The sequence below is a fragment of the Cronobacter condimenti 1330 genome (assembly GCF_001277255.1).
Classification (GTDB): domain Bacteria; phylum Pseudomonadota; class Gammaproteobacteria; order Enterobacterales; family Enterobacteriaceae; genus Cronobacter; species Cronobacter condimenti.
This window is the reverse complement of record NZ_CP012264.1, coordinates 1,323,027-1,341,006: the sequence shown is the minus strand read 5'-3', so window position 1 is coordinate 1,341,006 and position 17,980 is coordinate 1,323,027. Positions and strand designations below refer to the sequence as shown.

Sequence of the window (17,980 nt, the reverse complement as noted above, 5' to 3'; positions counted from 1 at the left end):
TTGTACGTGCCGGGGTTCACCTGCGAGCTCTTATCGTATCCGGGCCCGCGAAGGAACCTTTAAAAACAGCCTGTAACTCTCGCTTTTCTGGCTGCGACGGCGTTGCGTCTTTCTCTCACCCCAGTCACATAGTTCACTATGCTCCTGGGGACTCGTTCAGCCGCGCCTTGTCTCGCTCAGAAAATCTCGGTTACCTATTCTCTGTGGCAGTTTTTAAAGGTTTCCTGCTTTTCCCTCTCCCCTCCAGGAGAGGGCTATTTTGGTGTAGGGCGGGTAAGCGTATGCGCACCCGCCACTACCACAACGCTTGCTTACGCGCTGCGCTGCAACAACATCGACTTAATATGGCCGATGGCGCGCGTCGGGTTTAACCCTTTCGGACAAACGCTCACGCAGTTCATGATGCTATGGCAGCGGAATACGCTGAACGCATCACTCAGGCCGTCGAGACGCTCATTGGTTTCGGTATCGCGGCTGTCTATCAAGAAACGATACGCGGCCAGCAGACCTGCCGGGCCAATGAACTTGTCGGGGTTCCACCAGAATGATGGGCACGACGTAGAGCAGCAGGCGCACAGAATGCACTCATACAGCCCGTCGAGCTTCTCGCGCTGCTCCGGCATTTGTAAATGTTCGCGTGCCGGCGGATTATGCCCATTATTCAACAGGTAAGGCTTAATCTTCTCATATTGGGCGTAGAACTGCCCCATGTCCACTACGAGGTCGCGGATAACTGGCAGGCCTGGCAGCGGGCGAATCACAATCTTCTGCTTACCCGCGCCTAAATTCGACACAGGCGTAATACAGGCCAGACCGTTCTTCCCGTTCATGTTCAGACCATCAGAGCCGCAAACGCCTTCGCGGCAGGAGCGGCGGAAAGAGAGGCTCGGGTCCTTCTCTTTCAGCAACATCAGCGCGTCGAGCAGCATCATGTCGCGCCCTTCTTCCTGCTCCAGGGTGTAATCCTGCATACGCGGCGCGTCGTCGACATCCGGGTTATAGCGATAAATGGAAAACTCGAGTTTCATCACATTGCTCCGCTCTTAATAAGTACGCACTTTCGGCGGGAAAGCTGGGCGCAGCTTAGGCTGCATATTCACTTCGCGACGCGTCATGCTCTCTGTTTGCGGCAAGTAAAGGCTGTGGCACAGCCAGTTTTCGTCGTCACGATCCGGATAGTCGAAGCGGCTGTGCGCGCCGCGGCTCTCGGTACGGAAGTTCGCCGATACGGCCGTGGCGTAAGCGGTCTCCATCAGGTTATCCAGCTCCAGGCACTCAACGCGCTGGGTGTTGAACTCGCTGGAGGTATCATCCAGACGCGCGTTTTTCAGACGCTCGCGGATGCCTTTCAGTTGCTCAAGCCCTTTCGCCATCGCGTCGCCTTCGCGGAACACCGAGAAGTTATGCTGCATACATTCCTGCAGTGCCTTGCGGATAGCCACCGGATCTTCACCATCACGGTTATTGTTCCAGCGGTTGAGGCGCTCAAGCGAGAACTCCACATCAGAATCGCTGGCGTCGCGCAGCGCGCCCTGTTCCGCAATGGATTCCTGTAAATGCAGCCCTGCCGCACGGCCAAACACTACCAGGTCAAGCAGCGAGTTGCCGCCCAGACGGTTGGCGCCGTGGACCGACACACAGGCGATTTCGCCAACGGCGAACAGCCCCGGGATCACCACATCTTCGCCCTGCGCATTCACGGTCAGCGCCTGGCCGGTCACTTTGGTCGGAATACCGCCCATCATGTAGTGACAGGTTGGGATAACCGGGATCGGCTCTTTGACCGGATCGACGTGCGCGAAGGTCCGGGAGAGTTCAAGAATGCCCGGCAGGCGGGATTCCAGCACCTCTTTACCCAGATGGTCGAGTTTAAGCTTAGCGTGCGGACCCCACGGGCCGTCACAGCCGCGGCCTTCACGAATTTCGATCATGATAGAGCGTGCCACAACGTCGCGGCCCGCCAGATCTTTCGCGTTCGGCGCGTAGCGTTCCATGAAACGCTCGCCATGTTTGTTCAGCAGGTAACCGCCTTCACCGCGGCACCCTTCAGTGACCAGCACGCCCGCGCCGGCGATGCCGGTTGGGTGGAACTGCCACATTTCCATATCCTGCACCGGCACACCGGCGCGCAGCGCCATGCCGACACCGTCGCCGGTGTTAATGTGGGCGTTGGTGGTGGACTGATAAATACGGCCTGCGCCGCCGGTTGCCAGCACGGTTGCGCGGGCTTTGAAGTAGACCACTTCACCGGTTTCGATGCACAGCGCCGTACACCCGACAACCGCGCCGTCCTGGTTTTTCACCAGATCCAGCGCATACCACTCGGAGAAAATGGTGGTGTGGTTCTTCAGGTTCTGCTGATAAAGCGTATGCAGCAGCGCATGACCGGTACGGTCTGCCGCCGCCGCGGTGCGCGCCGCCTGCTCGCCGCCGAAGTTTTTCGACTGGCCGCCGAACGGGCGCTGGTAAATACGGCCGTCGTCAAGACGGGAGAACGGCAACCCCATATGTTCCAGCTCAAGAATCGCTTCCGGGCCGGTTTTACACATATATTCAATCGCGTCCTGGTCGCCGATGTAGTCGGAACCTTTTACCGTGTCATACATATGCCATTCCCAGTTATCTTCATGGGAATTGCCAAGCGCAACGGTAATACCACCCTGGGCGGATACGGTGTGAGAACGGGTCGGGAACACTTTAGAGAGCAGCGCGCAGGTCTGCCCGCTCTGGGAAATTTGCAGCGCCGCGCGCATACCTGCGCCGCCTGCGCCAATAACAACGGCATCAAATTCTCTGACTGGCAAATTCATTTACACACCCCACACCACAACAAATCCATAAATCACGTAAACCACCAGGGCGACGACAATCGCCAGCTGCAAAAAGAGGCGCAGCGCCAGATGTTTTACGTAGTCGGTCAGTACCTGCCACATGCCGATCCAGGTATGCACCAGAATCGAAACCAGGGTCAGCAGGGTGAACACTTTCGTGAAGGTGGAGGCGAAGAAACCTGTCCAGACTTCAAAGGTCAGGTCGCCGTTCATCGCAAAGAAGCCGATCATATAGATGATATACAGCGTCATTACGATGGAGGTGGCGCGCACCAGGATGAAGTCATGTACGCCGTTGCGTCCTAATGCGGAGGCGTTGCTTACCATACGAGGACTCCTGCGAGAATTGAAAGCACGACAGTGAGAATAAAAGCGAACTTAGCGGAGCGTTGGCCTGCTGCGAAGGTTTCTTCAAGATAGCCGAAATCCATCAACATGTGGCGAACGCCGCCAACAACGTGGTAAGCCAGCGCTGTCAGAATGCCCCACATAATGAATTTAGCGAAGAAGCTGTCCATAACGGAGGACGCGGTCAGAAAGCCTTCTTGAGACGAGAGAGACAGCCCTAACAACCAAAGCAGAATGCCGACAGCGACAAAGGTAATCACGCCGGAAACGCGGTGGAGGATAGAAGCGATCGCGGTGACAGGAAACCGGATCGTTGTCAGATCCAGGTTGACAGGTCGTTGTTTATTCACCTTTTTTATCATGAATGCGCCCACATGCTGTTCTTATTGTGTCCTTCCTCCGGTCTGCAGGCGGGTCAAGCAGCGTCATCTTTCTATAACTCCGCGTCATGCAAAATCACCGCTTCCAAAGGCTGCATAACGCGTTACTACGCTGGGTGGCTCGCGGTTGCAAGGTGTTCCGGAGACCTGGCGGCAGTATAGGATGTTCACAATATCATTACAATTAACCTACAAATTCTTTGGCCGCTTTTGGTCGGAACAGTGACCAGGATCACGATAACAACATTATTTTAATTTTTAATCATCTGATTTGACAAATGTTAAACAAATTAGTTACAAACATCACCAGGAAATGCTTATAATTCGCAAAAGTTATGGGGTCATACTTTCACCTGAGAATAAGTTATGTAACAGTGTGCCGGTATTGACCGCAGTAATTTAGCCAGGTATTAGTGATAATCAGGTTTGACAAATACTGACGGCTAACACCCTGATTTACTGTTGTTTCACCCAGGTTTGAATGGTTGCCTGCAAGCCGCCCATCGCTCTGTACCCTGGTTTCCCCTCTGAAACAGAGCTGCGCGCCACACAACAAACTGGCAACGTTCCCCCTGCTGGCTGGAGGTAAATCGGCGGTTAACCGTCGCAAGCAACAGGCGCTAAGGAGACCGTAAATGGCTGATAAAAAAGCAAACCTAACCTACAACGGTGATGGTGCTATCGAACTGGATGTGCTTAAAGGCACGCTCGGTCAGGATGTAATCGATATCCGTAGTCTTGGTTCTAAAGGTGTATTCACGTTTGACCCCGGCTTTACTTCCACCGCATCCTGCGAGTCCAAAATCACCTTTATTGATGGTGACGAAGGTATCCTGCTGCACCGCGGTTTCCCTATCGATCAGTTAGCCACCGAGTCCAACTATCTCGAAGTGTGCTACATCCTGCTCTACGGCGAAAAGCCGACCCAGGAGCAGTACGACGAATTCAGAACCACCGTCACTCGCCATACGATGATCCATGAGCAGATCACGCGTCTGTTCCACGGTTTTCGTCGCGACTCCCACCCGATGGCGGTGCTGTGCGGCGTGACCGGCGCGCTGGCGGCGTTCTACCATGATTCGCTGGACGTGAATAACCCACGTCACCGTGAGATTGCAGCTTTCCGCCTGCTCTCCAAAATGCCGACTGTGGCGGCGATGTGTTACAAATATTCGATCGGCCAGCCGTTTGTTTATCCGCGTAACGATCTCTCTTACTCCGGCAACTTCCTGAATATGATGTTCTCCACCCCGTGCGAGCCTTATGAGGTGAACCCGGTTCTGGAGCGCGCGATGGATCGCATTCTGATCCTGCACGCCGATCATGAGCAGAACGCTTCCACTTCTACCGTGCGTACCGCAGGCTCCTCTGGTGCGAACCCGTTTGCATGCATCGCGGCCGGTATCGCCTCCCTGTGGGGACCGGCACACGGCGGCGCGAACGAAGCTGCACTGAAAATGCTGGAAGAGATCAGCTCCGTTGAGCACATTCCGGAATTCGTACGTCGCGCGAAAGACAAAAATGACTCTTTCCGTCTGATGGGCTTTGGTCACCGTGTTTACAAAAACTATGACCCGCGCGCCACCGTAATGCGTGAAACCTGCCACGAAGTACTGAAAGAGCTGGGCACCAAAGACGATCTGCTGGAAGTCGCTATGGAGCTGGAAAACATCGCGCTCAACGACCCGTACTTCATTGAGAAGAAACTCTACCCGAACGTGGATTTCTACTCCGGTATCATTCTGAAAGCGATGGGCATTCCGTCTTCAATGTTCACCGTAATCTTCGCCATGGCGCGTACCGTGGGCTGGATTGCGCACTGGAACGAAATGCACAGCGAAGGTATGAAAATCGCGCGTCCGCGTCAGCTCTACACCGGCTACGAGCAGCGTGATTTCAAATCAGATGTCTCGTCGCGCTAATTCACGCTGCGGATAATCTGAAAAACGCGCCTGCGGGCGCGTTTTTTTATGGGTTTTCGCCGCGGGCGCGTTTCGCGTATCCGCCCGACAATCACGCTTAACGTATGCCGGCTTGTAAAGGGGAAACGGCGCGCCTCCCTATTCCTGACACCCCGGACACCAGTAAAACGGCCGCGACGAGAGCGTGGTCTTCTCAATAATGTCGCCACAGCGTCGGCATTTTTTCCCGGCGCGGTGAAACACCTCGAAGCGAAACAGCGCGCCGTGGTGTTTATTCTCATCCACTCTGCCGCGCGTCTGGTAAGAAAGCCGTGGAATATCAAGGCAGGCGCGGGCCAGCGCGTCGAGCTGTGTCTCATTGAGTTCAGCGGCTTTATGGCGCGGCGCAAGCTTTGCCTGCCAGAGGATCTCCACCCGCAGGTAATTCCCAAGCCCGGCGAGAAACGCCTGATCCAGCAGCAAGCCGCTAAATTGTCGGCGATGAAACCGCGGGCTTAACAAGCGTTCTTTCACCTGATCCACGGTCAGCGACATATCCAGCACGTCAGGCCCGACGCGCTGTAAAAAGGGGTGCGCCGCCACGCCGCTTTCGTCCAGCATTTCTATCTCCGAGGCGCTGTAGAGCAGCACGGCGGCCTCTTCCGTTTCCAGCCGCACACGCAGGCTTCGCGTGGTCTGCGGCGTTTCGCCCGCCTTCACCACACGCCAGACGCCATACAACTGGTTATGGCTGTAGAGCGTAAGTCCCCCGGTAAAATGCGTCAGCAGCGCTTTGCCCCGGGTTTCGAAGCGCTCGACCCGCTCGCCCAGCAATACCGCCTCAAAGGGTTTTAATTCAGGAAAAGCAAACCAGACGTGGGTCAGCGGTTTGCCCGCTACCGCCTCTTCAAGCGTGTCCGCCGCGCGGCGGATCTCCGGTCCTTCCGGCATCGTTCATCCTTTTGGTCACTAAAGGGTTATGACTAAAAGATAAACTGTAGCAGCCTGCCGGGGGAGAAAAAGACAACCGCCGCAAAAAAGCGGCGGCTAAAGCGTTTATTCCAGTGCCAGCAACGCAAAGCTCGCAAGCCAGTGTCCGCCACTGTAATGGCTGCCGACAACGTGCTCTACGCTTGCCGCGAGATGGCGCTTAACCGCCTCGCGAAGCGCGGTCTGCGCAGGGTGCGCCTCCGGGAGCGCGGCGGCAATATGCTTCATACACCAGGCGCGGCTTAAATTAAGCCCATCGAGGTGCGCGATTTTCGGGTCGGCGCGATCGCTTACCACCGCCGGGTTCATCAGCGGGGCAATGTGGCCGATATCCGGTAAAAACGCGTCAAACCACGCCGGGAAATCCTGCGCCGTTTTACTTACCAACAGCGCTTCGGTCAGCGCGCCGGAGAGATACTCATCGCCGCCCGGCTCATAATGCGCCGGGTAGGCCGTATCCGCCTGGTAAAAGCGTGTGGTCGCCTCAACGATCGCGGTTTCAAGCGTCGCGTCACCGAGCGCGCGCGCGTAATTCAGTCCGAGCGCCAGTGCAAACGCGGTGTTGTAATGTGTGCCGACGCGGATCGGATAGGTCAGTTTGCTAAGGTAATCGACCAGGCGCGCACGGATATCCTGGGTCAGCGGTGCCAGCGTGTCATGCCAGCGCGCCGCCTGCGGCAGTGAAGATTCTTTTAACTCCTGGGCGAGCGCCAGCAGCCAGCCATAACCATACGGACGCTCGAACGAGGCGCGAAACGGCGCGGTAAAATAGGCCAGTTCGCGCGCCACGTTGCCTTCGGTCATATGCTCGTCGAACAGCGCGATAATCTCGTCACGGCACGACAGTGTCGGATAAAGGCGCAGGCAGCGCAGCAGCAGCCAGTAACCGTGTACCGCAGAATGCCAGTCGAAGCAGCCGTAAAAAATCGGGTGCAGTTCGCGTGGCGGTAGCGCATCGGCACCCTCATTCATCAGATGCATAATGTGATTCGGGTACTCCTGGCGCAGATAGGTTAAGGGCATCCGGGCAAAGGCGTCAGCCTGGGTTTGCGTCAGTGTCATAACAGCTCCTTGTGGGGGCGACAGGCGCCGCGCTTAGCGAAACACGATGAAATACATCAGGAAAACGTTGACCACCAGCAGCGTCAGCGCCGTTGGGATCTGGATCTTTATCACCTGATACTTGTCTTTAAGTTCCAGCAGCGCGGCGGGAACAATATTGAAGTTGGCGGCCATGGGCGTCATCAGCGTGCCGCAATACCCGGCATACATGCCAATCGCCAGAAGCGGCGCCGGGTCGCCGTGGTGATGATTAATCAACAGCGGCAGCGCTATCCCGGCACTCAGCACCGGAAACGCCGCAAAGGCGTTACCCATGATCATGGTAAAGAGCGCCATGCCGACGCAGTAAATCACTACCAGCAGGAAGCGGTTTTCCGGGTCGACGAACAGGCTCACCACTTGCTGCACCGCGTGGCCAGTATTGGCGACAACAAACACGCCGCCCAGCATCGCCAGCATTTGCGGCAAAATTACCGCCCAGCCGATGGTATCCACCAGACGGCGCGACTGACGAATCGCGTGTAGCGGCGTTCCGCGTGTGAGCCACCAGCCCACCAGCAGCGCCGCGATACATGCCACGCACAGCGCGGCAAGGGTCAGCTGTTTTTGATCCAGCAGAAAAACGCCGCCCACCGACACGCCTTTTAAAAACAGCGTGCCGATGACCGTCACGACCGGAATAAGCAGCGCGGGCAGGAACAGCCAGTTGCGCAGGCGCTGTGATGAAGCTTCGCGTTCGGCTTCCGTGGACATCTTATAGTGCCCTTTGCCCACCAGCCCAAAGCCTGCCAGCAAAGCAATGACAATCACCGCGCCGCCAATAATGCGGTAGGCGAGCGAGCGGCCCAGTTCCTGCACCAGCAGATCGCCGAAAAGAAAAATGCCGCCAAACAAAAACCAGAACAGCGCGGTCGTGAAACGCTTCGGGTTGCCGCGATCGCGCAGCGTCATCACCACCAGCAGCATGACGACAAAGCCAATCAGGTAATAGACGCGGTTAATGGTCAATAACGTACTCATGGCGCGACCTCCTGCTTGCTTTGCTCTGCGCGCCAGGCCATGACCTCGCGACGAATACTGGCGTCAAGGCGCAGCAGACGCGCCATATGAATAATCAACGCCGCAAGGGCTGTCGGGATAGCCCACAGGCCGATATGCAGCGGCTCAATGCCCGCAATGCCGTTCTCTTTCAGGAAGGCGTCAATCAGCAGTACCGCGCCGAAGGCGATAAAAATATCTTCGCCGAAGAACACCGCGATGTTGTCGCAGGCGGCGGCGTGAGCTTTGATTTTGTCGCGAATGTGTTGCGGCAGTTCGCCATATTCATTAAGCGCCGCCCCTTCTGCCATCGGCGCCAGCAGCGGACGCACGGTCTGCGCGTGACCGCCAAGGGACATCAGCCCCAGCGCGGCGGTGCCTTCACGCACCACAAAATAGAGCATCAGAATACGCGCCGACGTCGCGCTGGCGATTTTCGCCACCCATGCCTGGGCGCGCTCTTTCAGGCCGTAATATTCCAGCAGACCGATAACCGGCAGGATCAGAATGAAGGTGGCGAGCGAGCGGCTGTTAACAAATTTTTCGCCAAAGGTTTCCAGCAGCATACCGAAATCCATGCCAACCGTAAGGCCGGTCGTTAACCCGGCGACCACGACGACCAGCAGCGGGTTGAAGCGCAGCGCAAAACCGATGACCACCACCGGGATCCCGATGAGCGGCAACAGGGAGGAACCGTCCATACATTGTTACCCTTTCCAAAGTGAGCGTTGCACGCCGAAGGCTGTTCTACTCCTTCGCTAAGGTTGCGAAGCGTGGGCATTGCGGCGAACGTTGTTGTGTTGGCAGGCGCGGTGAACGTGCAGAACCTGACCAAAAAGCTATATCTGAACGGTCACAACATGTAAACAATTTATCAATAAAATGTTTTTATTTTGTCGGTTAGGTTTTATAGTTTTTGCCAATACCCACAGGAGGGAAAGGGACGCGATGAGCCACAAAAAACCTGCTTTATCAAACGCTAATGACGATATCACTGACGGGCGCATCGTCTCGTCCCGACATCTGGTTTCCGAGCGCTGCGCCGAATTATCGGAGCTGGAATACGCGCTTATCATGACCAGCAACGCGTTTAACAAATGGATGGTGCGCTGCATGACGGCGGCAGGCGAGCCGGATATGGGCGCGTTTGACGTGTCGTTATTGCATCACGTCAACCACCGCAACCGTAAGAAAAAGCTCGCGGATATCTGCTTTGTACTCAACGTCGAAGACACGCACGTAGTGACCTATGCGCTAAAAAAGCTGGTGAAAGCGGGCTATGTGAGTAGTGAAAAGGTGGGTAAAGAGCTCTATTTCTTTACTACCGAGGAAGGAAAAGCGCTGTGTATGAAGTATCGCGACGTGCGCGAGACGTGCCTTATCGCGATTCAGGTCGAGAGCGGTATTCCGGGGGCGGCGATTGGAGAAACCGCGCAGTTACTGCGCACCATTGCCTCGCTCTACGACACCGCCGCGCGGGCGGCGGCATCGCTGTAACTCACGCGCAAACCTGAATCTGACGCGCGTCGAACGCCTCACGCAGGCGGCGCGCGAACGCCAGTGCATGGGCGCCGTCGCCGTGCAGGCAAACCGTCTGGGCATTGACGGTCGCCCACGCCCCGTCACGGCTGCGTACCCGCCCTTCCAGCACCATTGAGAGCGTGCGCGAGACTGCCTCGTCATCATCCTCAATCATCGCGCCCGGTTGGCTGCGCGGCACCAGCGACCCGTCTGCCAGGTAACCGCGATCGGCGAACACCTCTTCACGGGTAGACAACCCCAGACGCTCGCCGGCGGCAATCAACGCGCTGCCCGCGAGCCCCACCAGCAGCAGCGTTGGATCGAGATCTTTCACCGCGCGGGCGATAGCATCGGCCAGGGCTGCGTCTTTCGCTGCCTGGTTATAGAGCATGCCGTGCGGCTTTACGTGGGCGAGCCTTGCCCCTTCCGCGTGCGCGATGGCGGCCAGCGCGCCGATTTGATACAGCGTCTGGGCGTAAATGGTCTCTGGCGGCAAGTGCATCGCGGTGCGCCCGAAGTTCTCACGATCGGCAAATCCCGGATGCGCGCCGATAGCTACCCCGTGCGCCAGCGCGAGCCGCACACTTTCGCGCATGGTCACCGCATCGCCCGCATGAAAGCCGCAGGCGATATTGGCTGAGCTAATCAGCGGCATCAGCAGCGCGTCATTGCTGCAGCCTTCACCGAGATCGGCGTTCAGATCAATCTTCATCGTTAAGCCGCCATGCCAGTTGTTCAAGGTAACGCGCCCGCTCGGCGCGCGCCTGAAGCGCCTCTTCGATGGAGCACTGCACGAAGTGGATCGGTTCGCCGAGGCGCAGCTGCGCCAGGTTGTAACGGTCGGCGTCAATCACGCACGCGATGCGCGGATAGCCGCCGGTCGTCTGGGCGTCATTCATCAGCACAATCGGCTGACCGCCAGGCGGCACCTGCACCACACCGGGCAGCAAACCGTGCGAGAGCAAGTCACGCTCGGTGGTACGCTCCAGCACATGACCATGCAGACGGTAACCCATGCGGTTACTCTGGGGGCTGAGCTGCCACGGCGTGCGCCAGAACGCCTCTTTCGCCGCATGGCTGAATTCGTGATACTCCGGCCCCGGCAGCGCGCGAATGCGGTTGCCCCACAGCAGTTGTTTCACGCCGCGTGCCTCGCGAAAATGGCGGGGAGACGGATTAACCGGCAGCACGTCGCCGTCGCACAGCAGTCGCCCTTCGAACCCGCCGACACCCACTTTCACATCGGTGCTGCGCGAGCCCATTACCTCCGGCACGTCAAAGCCGCCCGCCAGCGCCAGATAGCTGCGCATACCGCGACGGGGCAGTTTAAGCGTGAGGCACTGCCCCGCGCGAGCCAGCAGCCGCCAGCCGGTCCAGACGGCGCGTCCGTCAAGCGTCGCGTCACAGCCCGCGCCGGTGAGCGCAAACCAGTGATCTTCAGTGAACTCCACGGTGCACTGGCCAAGGGTAATTTCCAGCGCCGCCGCATTCGGGTCGTTGCCCACGAGCAGATTCGCAATCTGCAATGACGGGCCATCCAGCGCACCGCACTGGCTCACCCCATACTGACGCAGCCCGAAACGGCCGCCGTCCTGAAGGGTGGCGTGCATGCCTGCACGAACGATCTTCAGCATACGCCCTCCTGTTGCGGCACAAAGCGCACGGTATCGCCGGGCGCGAGCAGGCCTGGCGGGCTTTTTTTCGGGTCGAACAGCGCGCGCGACGTGTGGCCGATAATCTGCCAGCCGCCCGGCGTCGGGAGTGGATAAATCCCCGTCTGGCTGCCGCCAATACCGACGGAGCCTGCGGGCACCAGAAGGCGCGGTTCGGCGCGCCGCGGGGTTGCCAGTTCCGGCGCAAGCCCGCCGAGATAAGGAAAACCTGGCTGAAAGCCGATGAAATAGACCACGTAATCGACCTGCGCGTGTTTCTCTACCACCTGCTTTTCACTAAGACCGGCGTGGCGCGCGACTTCCGCCAGATCGGGGCCGCCCTCTCCGCCATACACCACCGGAATTTCAATGCGCCGCGCCGCAGGAATTATCGCCTCGCTCTCTTCCCACCAGCGCTGTAGCCGCTCTATGGCGTCCAGCGCCATCGTGCCAGGCTCGCGCAGCATCACGGTAATGTTATTCATGCCGGGAATCACTTCCACTACGGCGGGCACCGCCTCCAGGCGCTGCACCAGCCCCCAGATACGCTGCTGGCTTTCAAGCGTCACGGGCGGTTCCAGCTCCAGCACCACGGCGCTTTCACCTAACAGATAACAACGGGCTCGCTGCACGTTTTCCTCTCTTGTGTTGATTAAGCCGGATTCGGAATATCGATAAAGGTCACATCCAGATCGGTGGTTTCGTTCAGCCATTCGCTAAGTGCGCGAATGCCGCCGCGCTCGGTGGCGTGGTGGCCTGCCGCGTAAAAATGCAGTGCCTGTTCGCGGGCAGAATGGATGGTCTGCTCGGACACTTCGCCTGTGATAAACGCATCGACGCCGAAACGCGCCGCGCTGTCGATAAAGCCCTGCCCTCCGCCGGTACACCAGGCGATGCGTTTCACAAGTTCGGGGCCGGTATCGCCGCACCACAGCGGACGACGTCCCAGACGCGCTTCCAGCCACGACGCGAACTCAGGGCCGGAGACCGCCATCGACAATTCGCCCCACGGCACCAGCGGTTCAATCTCGCCTTTTACCTCAATGCCCAGCAGTTGCGCCAGTTGAACGTTATTGCCAAGCTGCGGATGCGCATCAAGCGGCAGGTGCCAGCCGTAAAGGTTGATGTCGTGGGTGAGCAAAGTTTTCAGGCGGTTGCGCTTCATGCCGCGCACGACAGGCGATTCGCCTTTCCAGAAATAGCCGTGATGCACGATAACCGCATCCGCCTGCTGGCGCACCGCCTCATCCAGCAGCGCCTGGCTTGCGGTCACGCCGGTGATAATTTTGCGCACCTCATCGCGGCCTTCAACCTGCAGGCCATTCGGCGCGTAATCGCTGAACGTCGCGCTGTTGAGCTTGTCGTTAATCAGCTGTTCCAGTTCGGTATTTTTCATGCTTCGTCTCTCTTATTCCTTGCGCGCCGCTTCATACGCCGCGAGCGTCGCAACGCGGGCCTGTTTGTGGTCGACTATCGGCTTAGGGTAACGCAGCGCCGCGCCCTGCTTTTTCGCCCAGTCATGCGGCTCATGCACCGCCTTGCCGGGAATATGGCTCAGCTCCGGCACCCAGCGGCGAATAAAATCGCCGTCGGCGTCAAACCGCTGCCCCTGGGTGGTGGGGTTGAAGATGCGGAAATAGGGCGCAGCGTCGGTGCCCGTTGAGGCCGCCCATTGCCAGCCGCCGTTGTTCGCCGCAAAGTCGCCGTCAATCAGTTGCGACATAAAATAGCGTTCGCCGCGCCGCCAGTCGACCAGTAAGTCTTTGACCAGAAAGCTCGCGGTGATCATTCGCAGCCGGTTGTGCATCCATCCTGTCACCTTCATCTGGCGCATAGCGGCATCTACAATCGGATAGCCCGTGTTGCCCTCGCACCAAGCCTGAAAATGCGCGTCGTTTCGCTGCCATGCCACTCGCGCCGTCCAGTCGATAAACGGCTGATGGCGGCACAGGTGCGGCCAGGCGACGATAAGATGGCGGTAAAACTCACGCCAGATAAGCTCATTTAGCCACACCGCCCCGCTGCCGCCCTCAGCCGCGCGCGGGTGTTCGGTTAACAGACGGTGCAGACACTGACGCGGCGAAAGCACGCCGATGGCGAGATAAGGCGAAAGCAAACTGGTGCCGCGAATCGCCGGGAAATCGCGCTTTTCCGGGTAGTCGCCCGCCGCCGTCTGGCAAAAATCGCGCAGCCGTTTAAGCGCGGCCTCCTCGCCCGCCGGGAAGAGCATGGCGTCCGGCGTTTCACTTGGATAATCAAAGGGAGGAAGTGCTGCCACCTCGCTTAGCGCGCCGCCTGCGCGCGGTTTTGGCGCGCTGACACAGGGCGGCAGCCCCTCACCGAGGCGGCGTAAAAAGGCCCGGCTGTAAGGCGTAAAAACTTTATACATCTCGCCATTGCCGGTCACGACGCTACCGGGCGGCAGCATTACGCTGTCGTCAAACCCCTGGCAGGCGACGCGGCCTTCAAGCTGACGTTCAGCGAGCGCGTCACGCCGGGCTTCGTTCAGCTCGTACTGATAGTTGTAGAAAAGCGACGTGACCTGTTGCTCTGTGCAAAACGCGTCCAGCGTCCCGACGGCCGCCGTGAAATCAGTCGCCTCTCGCATAAAAAGCGGAATGCCGCGTTTCGCCAGCGCCTGCTGCAGCGCCTGCAGGTTTTGCCAGATAAACGCGGCCTGGCGGGGCGCCACGGAATGGTCGCGCCACTGCTGCGGGGTGGAAATAAAAAGGCCGATGACCCGCGCGTCGGGGTCCCGGCAGGCGGCGGCAAGCGCCAGATTATCGTTGACGCGCAAATCCGCGCGAAACCAGACCAGATGCGTGGTCATAACACTCCAGTATTAACGGCCATAGCGCAGGCGCAGTGCTTCCGGGTAAGGCTCGAAATAACGTTGTTGATCAAGATAAGGGTCAGGGAATTCCGCCATATAGTGTTTTAAGAGCGTGACCGGCGCCAGCAGCGGCTGCGTGCCCTGCCGGTAGCGGTCGATAAGCGTCGAGAGTTCCTGACGCTGCCGCACGTTGAGTTGATTGCGGAAATAGCCCTGTACATGCATCAGGACGTTGGTGTGGTTGCGGCGGGTCGCCTGAACAGAAAGCAATGCCATCAGGCGCAGACGGTACTCGTCAAAGTAAGCGTCCAGCGACGTCCACTTATCGATAGCCGCGACAAAACGGCCAAGCTCACGGTAGAGCGGCTGCGAGTGCGCCAGCAACAGCAGTTTATAGCGGCTATGGAACGCAATGAGATTACCGCGCGTAAGCCCTTCTTCACGCAGCGTATGCAGTTCATGCAGGGTATAAATGCGCTCAACGAAATTTTCGCGAATGGCCGGATCGTGCAGACGCCCGTCCTCTTCCACCGGCAACCAGGGCAGCGCGTTCATCAGCACATCCGTGTAAATGCCGCGACCGGCTTTGCGGTTGTTTTTACCGTCCTGATCATAGACGCGCACGCGCTCCATGCCGCAGCTTGGCGATTTAGCGCACACGATATACCCGCACAGATGCCCGAGGCGACTCACGCGCTCGTGCGAAAAGGTTTCCATGTCGCCGGTTAAATCCCCGTCGCGTTTATCGCTAAAGCGCAGTGCGATACGGCCTTCATCTGTTTTTACCAGACGCAGGGCCGGGCGCGGTACCGGCAGACCGACTGCCATTTCCGGGCAGACCGGCTCATATTTCACCCAGGGCGCAAGCTCTTCCACCGCAAAGGCCAGCCGTTTATGGCCGCCGTCGAAACGCACATTTTCCCCTAAAAGACAGGCGCTAATGCCAACAGGGATTTTTACACTCATTCGGCCATCCTCATTTTTACACACTCTCAGTGTAGCCAGAGGCGGCCTGTTAACACCAGCCTGTTTAGCGCGAAAAACGCAGCGGTGCGGGCGGTTTCGCCCATAAAAAAACCGCTCAATGTGAGCGGTTTTTTAGCGTGTCGCGTAAATCAGTAGAAATAGCTGGCTGTTTGCTCAGCCTGCGCCATCCAGACCGGCTGATCGCTCGTTTTCGACCAGACGCGATGCAGGTAGCTATAAAAGCGTGCGCGATCTTTCCAGAACAGCATCACGGGCAGCGCAACAATGCCTGCCACCAGGACCAGCGCGCGACGCAGGAAGACCTGATGCGCAGGATATTTTTTATATAAAGACATAGGTAACCCCCCTTTATAACATGACCCGGCAATCAAGGCCGGAAACCGAATTCTGTGAGCTGGTTAAAATTGTATCGCTTTGCCTGTAATTTTACTACTCATCCGACCACCTTTTAATGCCAATTCTTAGCATCTTTACAATTGATACCGTAAATAAGTTACAAAACGGTTAAAGAAATACTAACCCATAGTTAAATGAGGGCTTTTGGCTCTTTATATTTTTTTTACACCCTGCCTGAGGATTTTTGCGAAATCTTTGCGCCTGAATCCCTACCCTCTGCCCATATTCCAAAAACTCTCTGGAGGTGGATTGTGAGTGCAGGCCTGATAACTGGCGTGGTGCTGGTTTTCCTGTTACTGGGCTATCTGGTATACGCCCTGATTAATGCGGAGGCGTTCTGATGGCCGCGTCGGCATTTTTACTTATCGCCAGTTTTCTGCTGGTACTGATGGCGCTCGCCAGACCCCTGGGCAGTCTGCTGGCCCGGCTGATTGACGGCGAGCCTTTACCCGGCGTTGGCGGCGTGGAGCGCGTGCTCTGGACCGTGCTCGGTATTCAACACGAGGAGATGGACTGGAAGCGCTATCTGCTGGCAATCCTGCTGTTTAACGCGCTCGGGCTGGTGGTGCTGTTTACCCTTCTTATGTGCCAGGGCTTTCTGCCGCTGAACCCGCAGCAGATGCCGGGGCTTTCCTGGGATCTGGCGCTCAATACGGCGGTGAGCTTCGTCACCAATACCAACTGGCAAGCCTATGCGGGCGAAAGCACTTTAAGTTATTTCAGCCAGATGGCGGGCCTTGCCGTGCAGAATTTCCTTTCTGCTGCGACCGGTATCGCCGTGGTGTTTGCACTTATCCGCGCTTTTGCGCGCCAGTCAGCGAGCACGCTTGGCAACGCCTGGAAAGATCTGACCCGCGTGACGCTGTGGGTGCTGGTGCCCATTTCGCTGATTATCGCTCTGTTTTTTATCCAACAAGGTGCGATTCAAAACTTCTCAGCCTACCAGCCGTTTACCACGCTTGAAGGCGCACAGCAGATGTTGCCGATGGGCCCGGTTGCCTCGCAGGAAGCGATAAAAATGCTCGGCACCAATGGCGGCGGTTTCTTTAACGTTAACTCCTCACACCCGTTTGAAAACCCCACCGCGCTGACCAATTTTGTACAGATGCTGGCGATCTTCCTGATCCCGGCGGCGCTCTGTTTCGCCTTTGGCGAGGCGGTCGGCGACGCGCGTCAGGGCCGCGCCATTCTCTGGACCATGTCGGTAATTTTCGTGGTCTGCGTGGCGCTGGTGATGTGGGCTGAAACAACAGGCAATCCGCACTTCCTGACGCTCGGTGCTGACAGCGCCATCAATATGGAAGGCAAAGAGAGCCGCTTTGGCATTCTCGCGAGCAGCCTGTTTGCGGTCGTTACCACATCGGCCTCGTGCGGCGCGGTCAATGCAATGCATGACTCCTTCACCGCGCTTGGCGGGATGCTGCCGATGTGGCTGATGCAAATTGGCGAAGTCGTGTTTGGCGGCGTCGGCTCCGGCCTTTACGGCATGCTGCTGTTCGTGCTGCTGGGCGTATTTATTGCGGGCCTGATGATTGGCCGCACGCCGGAATACCTCGGCAAGAAAATCGACGTGCGCGAGATGAAAATGACCGCGCTGGCGATTCTGGTAACGCCTGCGCTGGTGCTGCTCGGCACGGCGCTGGCGCTGATGACTGACACCGGCCGCGCGGGGATTTTCAACCCCGGCATTCACGGCTTCAGTGAAGTGCTGTACGCGGTCTCCTCCGCCGCCAATAACAACGGCAGCGCCTTTGCGGGCCTTAGCGCCAACACGCCGTTCTGGAACCTGCTGCTGGCGTTCTGCATGTGGACGGGCCGCTTTCTGGTGATTATTCCGGTGATGGCGATTGCCGGATCGCTTGCCGCCAAAAAAGCACAGCCCGCAAGCCCCGGCACGCTGCCTACTCACGGCGCGCTGTTTATTGGCCTGCTGACAGGCACCGTACTGCTGGTCGGCGCCCTGACGTTTATTCCCGCCCTCGCCTTAGGCCCGGTCGCGGAACATCTTTCTTTTGTGAAATGACCATTGCGGAGTCGCTAT

19 protein-coding genes and 1 pseudogene are annotated in these 17,980 nt (G+C 57.9%); 5 read left to right on the top strand and 15 right to left on the bottom strand.

Going from position 1 to position 17,980, the window contains the following annotated elements; all coding sequences use genetic code 11:
- Nucleotides 1-311: 311 nt before the first annotated feature.
- The 4 genes and pseudogenes from AFK62_RS06135 to sdhC all read right to left on the bottom strand — a co-directional run bounded on the left by AFK62_RS06135 (nt 312) and on the right by sdhC (nt 3,555).
- On the bottom strand, nt 312-1,028 hold the full coding sequence (locus AFK62_RS06135) for a succinate dehydrogenase iron-sulfur subunit (RefSeq protein ID WP_007669742.1): 717 nt from the start codon (nt 1,026-1,028) through the stop codon (nt 312-314).
- 15 nt (nt 1,029-1,043) lie between these two features.
- Entirely contained in the window at nt 1,044-2,810 is a 1,767-nt protein-coding gene (gene sdhA, locus AFK62_RS06130) for a succinate dehydrogenase flavoprotein subunit (protein ID WP_053531784.1), read from the bottom strand.
- Nucleotides 2,811-3,158 carry a succinate dehydrogenase membrane anchor subunit gene (gene sdhD, locus AFK62_RS06125; protein WP_007669740.1) on the bottom strand — a complete coding sequence of 116 codons (348 nt, stop codon included), beginning with the start codon at nt 3,156-3,158 and terminating at the stop codon, nt 2,811-2,813.
- Nucleotides 3,152-3,555: pseudogene (gene sdhC, locus AFK62_RS06120) on the bottom strand (succinate dehydrogenase cytochrome b556 subunit). The gene sdhD and the pseudogene sdhC overlap by 7 nt, the downstream one beginning before the upstream one ends.
- 317 nt (nt 3,556-3,872) lie before the next feature.
- Here sdhC and AFK62_RS23130 point away from each other — a divergent pair.
- A complete protein-coding gene (locus tag AFK62_RS23130; protein ID WP_420864733.1) occupies nt 3,873-3,962 on the top strand; it encodes a hypothetical protein in 90 nt (29 codons plus the stop codon).
- A gap of 232 nt (nt 3,963-4,194) precedes the next feature.
- On the top strand, nt 4,195-5,481 hold the full coding sequence (locus tag AFK62_RS06115; RefSeq protein WP_007669736.1) for a citrate synthase: 1,287 nt from the start codon (nt 4,195-4,197) through the stop codon (nt 5,479-5,481).
- A 138-nt stretch (nt 5,482-5,619) separates the two neighbouring features.
- On the opposite strand, the gene nei is transcribed toward AFK62_RS06115, so the two are convergent.
- The 4 genes from nei to AFK62_RS06095 all read right to left on the bottom strand — a co-directional run bounded on the left by nei (nt 5,620) and on the right by AFK62_RS06095 (nt 9,251).
- Entirely contained in the window at nt 5,620-6,411 is a 792-nt protein-coding gene (gene nei / locus AFK62_RS06110) for an endonuclease VIII (RefSeq protein ID WP_007669735.1), read from the bottom strand.
- A 105-nt stretch (nt 6,412-6,516) separates the two neighbouring features.
- Nucleotides 6,517-7,512: a DUF2891 domain-containing protein gene (locus AFK62_RS06105; RefSeq protein ID WP_053531783.1), complete on the bottom strand. Its 996-nt coding sequence runs from the start codon at nt 7,510-7,512 to the stop codon at nt 6,517-6,519.
- A 33-nt stretch (nt 7,513-7,545) separates the two neighbouring features.
- The gene (locus AFK62_RS06100; protein ID WP_053531782.1) at nt 7,546-8,532 is read right to left on the bottom strand and encodes a DUF979 domain-containing protein; all 987 of its coding nucleotides are present in this window, start codon (nt 8,530-8,532) and stop codon (nt 7,546-7,548) included.
- Nucleotides 8,529-9,251, bottom strand: coding sequence for a DUF969 domain-containing protein (locus AFK62_RS06095; RefSeq protein ID WP_053531781.1), 723 nt, complete (start codon nt 9,249-9,251; stop codon nt 8,529-8,531). Before AFK62_RS06095 ends, AFK62_RS06100 begins: the two co-directional genes overlap by 4 nt.
- Before the next feature lie 247 nt (nt 9,252-9,498).
- Between AFK62_RS06095 and AFK62_RS06090 the strand changes: the two genes are divergently transcribed.
- Nucleotides 9,499-10,047, top strand: a complete 549-nt coding sequence (locus AFK62_RS06090) for a winged helix DNA-binding protein (RefSeq protein WP_007676824.1) — start codon at nt 9,499-9,501, stop codon at nt 10,045-10,047.
- Nucleotide 10,048: 1 nt separating this feature from the next.
- Here the strand turns inward: AFK62_RS06090 and pxpA are convergent, their stop codons facing one another.
- The 7 genes from pxpA to AFK62_RS06055 form a co-directional block, all read right to left on the bottom strand.
- The gene (gene pxpA / locus AFK62_RS06085) at nt 10,049-10,783 is read right to left on the bottom strand and encodes a 5-oxoprolinase subunit PxpA (protein WP_053531780.1); all 735 of its coding nucleotides are present in this window, start codon (nt 10,781-10,783) and stop codon (nt 10,049-10,051) included.
- Nucleotides 10,773-11,705, bottom strand: coding sequence for a 5-oxoprolinase subunit PxpC (pxpC, locus tag AFK62_RS06080; RefSeq protein ID WP_053531779.1), 933 nt, complete (start codon nt 11,703-11,705; stop codon nt 10,773-10,775). Before pxpC ends, pxpA begins: the two co-directional genes overlap by 11 nt.
- Nucleotides 11,699-12,355: a 5-oxoprolinase subunit PxpB gene (gene pxpB, locus AFK62_RS06075; RefSeq protein WP_053531778.1), complete on the bottom strand. Its 657-nt coding sequence runs from the start codon at nt 12,353-12,355 to the stop codon at nt 11,699-11,701. Before pxpB ends, pxpC begins: the two co-directional genes overlap by 7 nt.
- Nucleotides 12,356-12,375: 20 nt before the next feature.
- A complete protein-coding gene (locus AFK62_RS06070) occupies nt 12,376-13,119 on the bottom strand; it encodes a type 2 GTP cyclohydrolase I (RefSeq protein ID WP_007676809.1) in 744 nt (247 codons plus the stop codon).
- Nucleotides 13,120-13,131: 12 nt separating this feature from the next.
- Nucleotides 13,132-14,553 carry a deoxyribodipyrimidine photo-lyase gene (gene phrB, locus AFK62_RS06065; protein WP_007676806.1) on the bottom strand — a complete coding sequence of 474 codons (1,422 nt, stop codon included), beginning with the start codon at nt 14,551-14,553 and terminating at the stop codon, nt 13,132-13,134.
- Between the two features lie 12 nt (nt 14,554-14,565).
- On the bottom strand, nt 14,566-15,522 hold the full coding sequence (locus AFK62_RS06060; RefSeq protein ID WP_007676804.1) for a YbgA family protein: 957 nt from the start codon (nt 15,520-15,522) through the stop codon (nt 14,566-14,568).
- A gap of 149 nt (nt 15,523-15,671) precedes the next feature.
- The gene (locus tag AFK62_RS06055) at nt 15,672-15,878 is read right to left on the bottom strand and encodes a YbfA family protein (protein ID WP_007676802.1); all 207 of its coding nucleotides are present in this window, start codon (nt 15,876-15,878) and stop codon (nt 15,672-15,674) included.
- A 312-nt stretch (nt 15,879-16,190) separates the two neighbouring features.
- On the opposite strand from AFK62_RS06055, the gene kdpF reads away from it, so the two are divergent.
- Both kdpF and kdpA read left to right on the top strand, forming a co-directional pair.
- A complete protein-coding gene (gene kdpF / locus AFK62_RS20925) occupies nt 16,191-16,280 on the top strand; it encodes a K(+)-transporting ATPase subunit F (RefSeq protein ID WP_071884291.1) in 90 nt (29 codons plus the stop codon).
- A complete protein-coding gene (gene kdpA / locus AFK62_RS06050; protein WP_007676794.1) occupies nt 16,280-17,962 on the top strand; it encodes a potassium-transporting ATPase subunit KdpA in 1,683 nt (560 codons plus the stop codon). Before kdpF ends, kdpA begins: the two co-directional genes overlap by 1 nt.
- Nucleotides 17,963-17,980 lie beyond the last annotated feature (18 nt).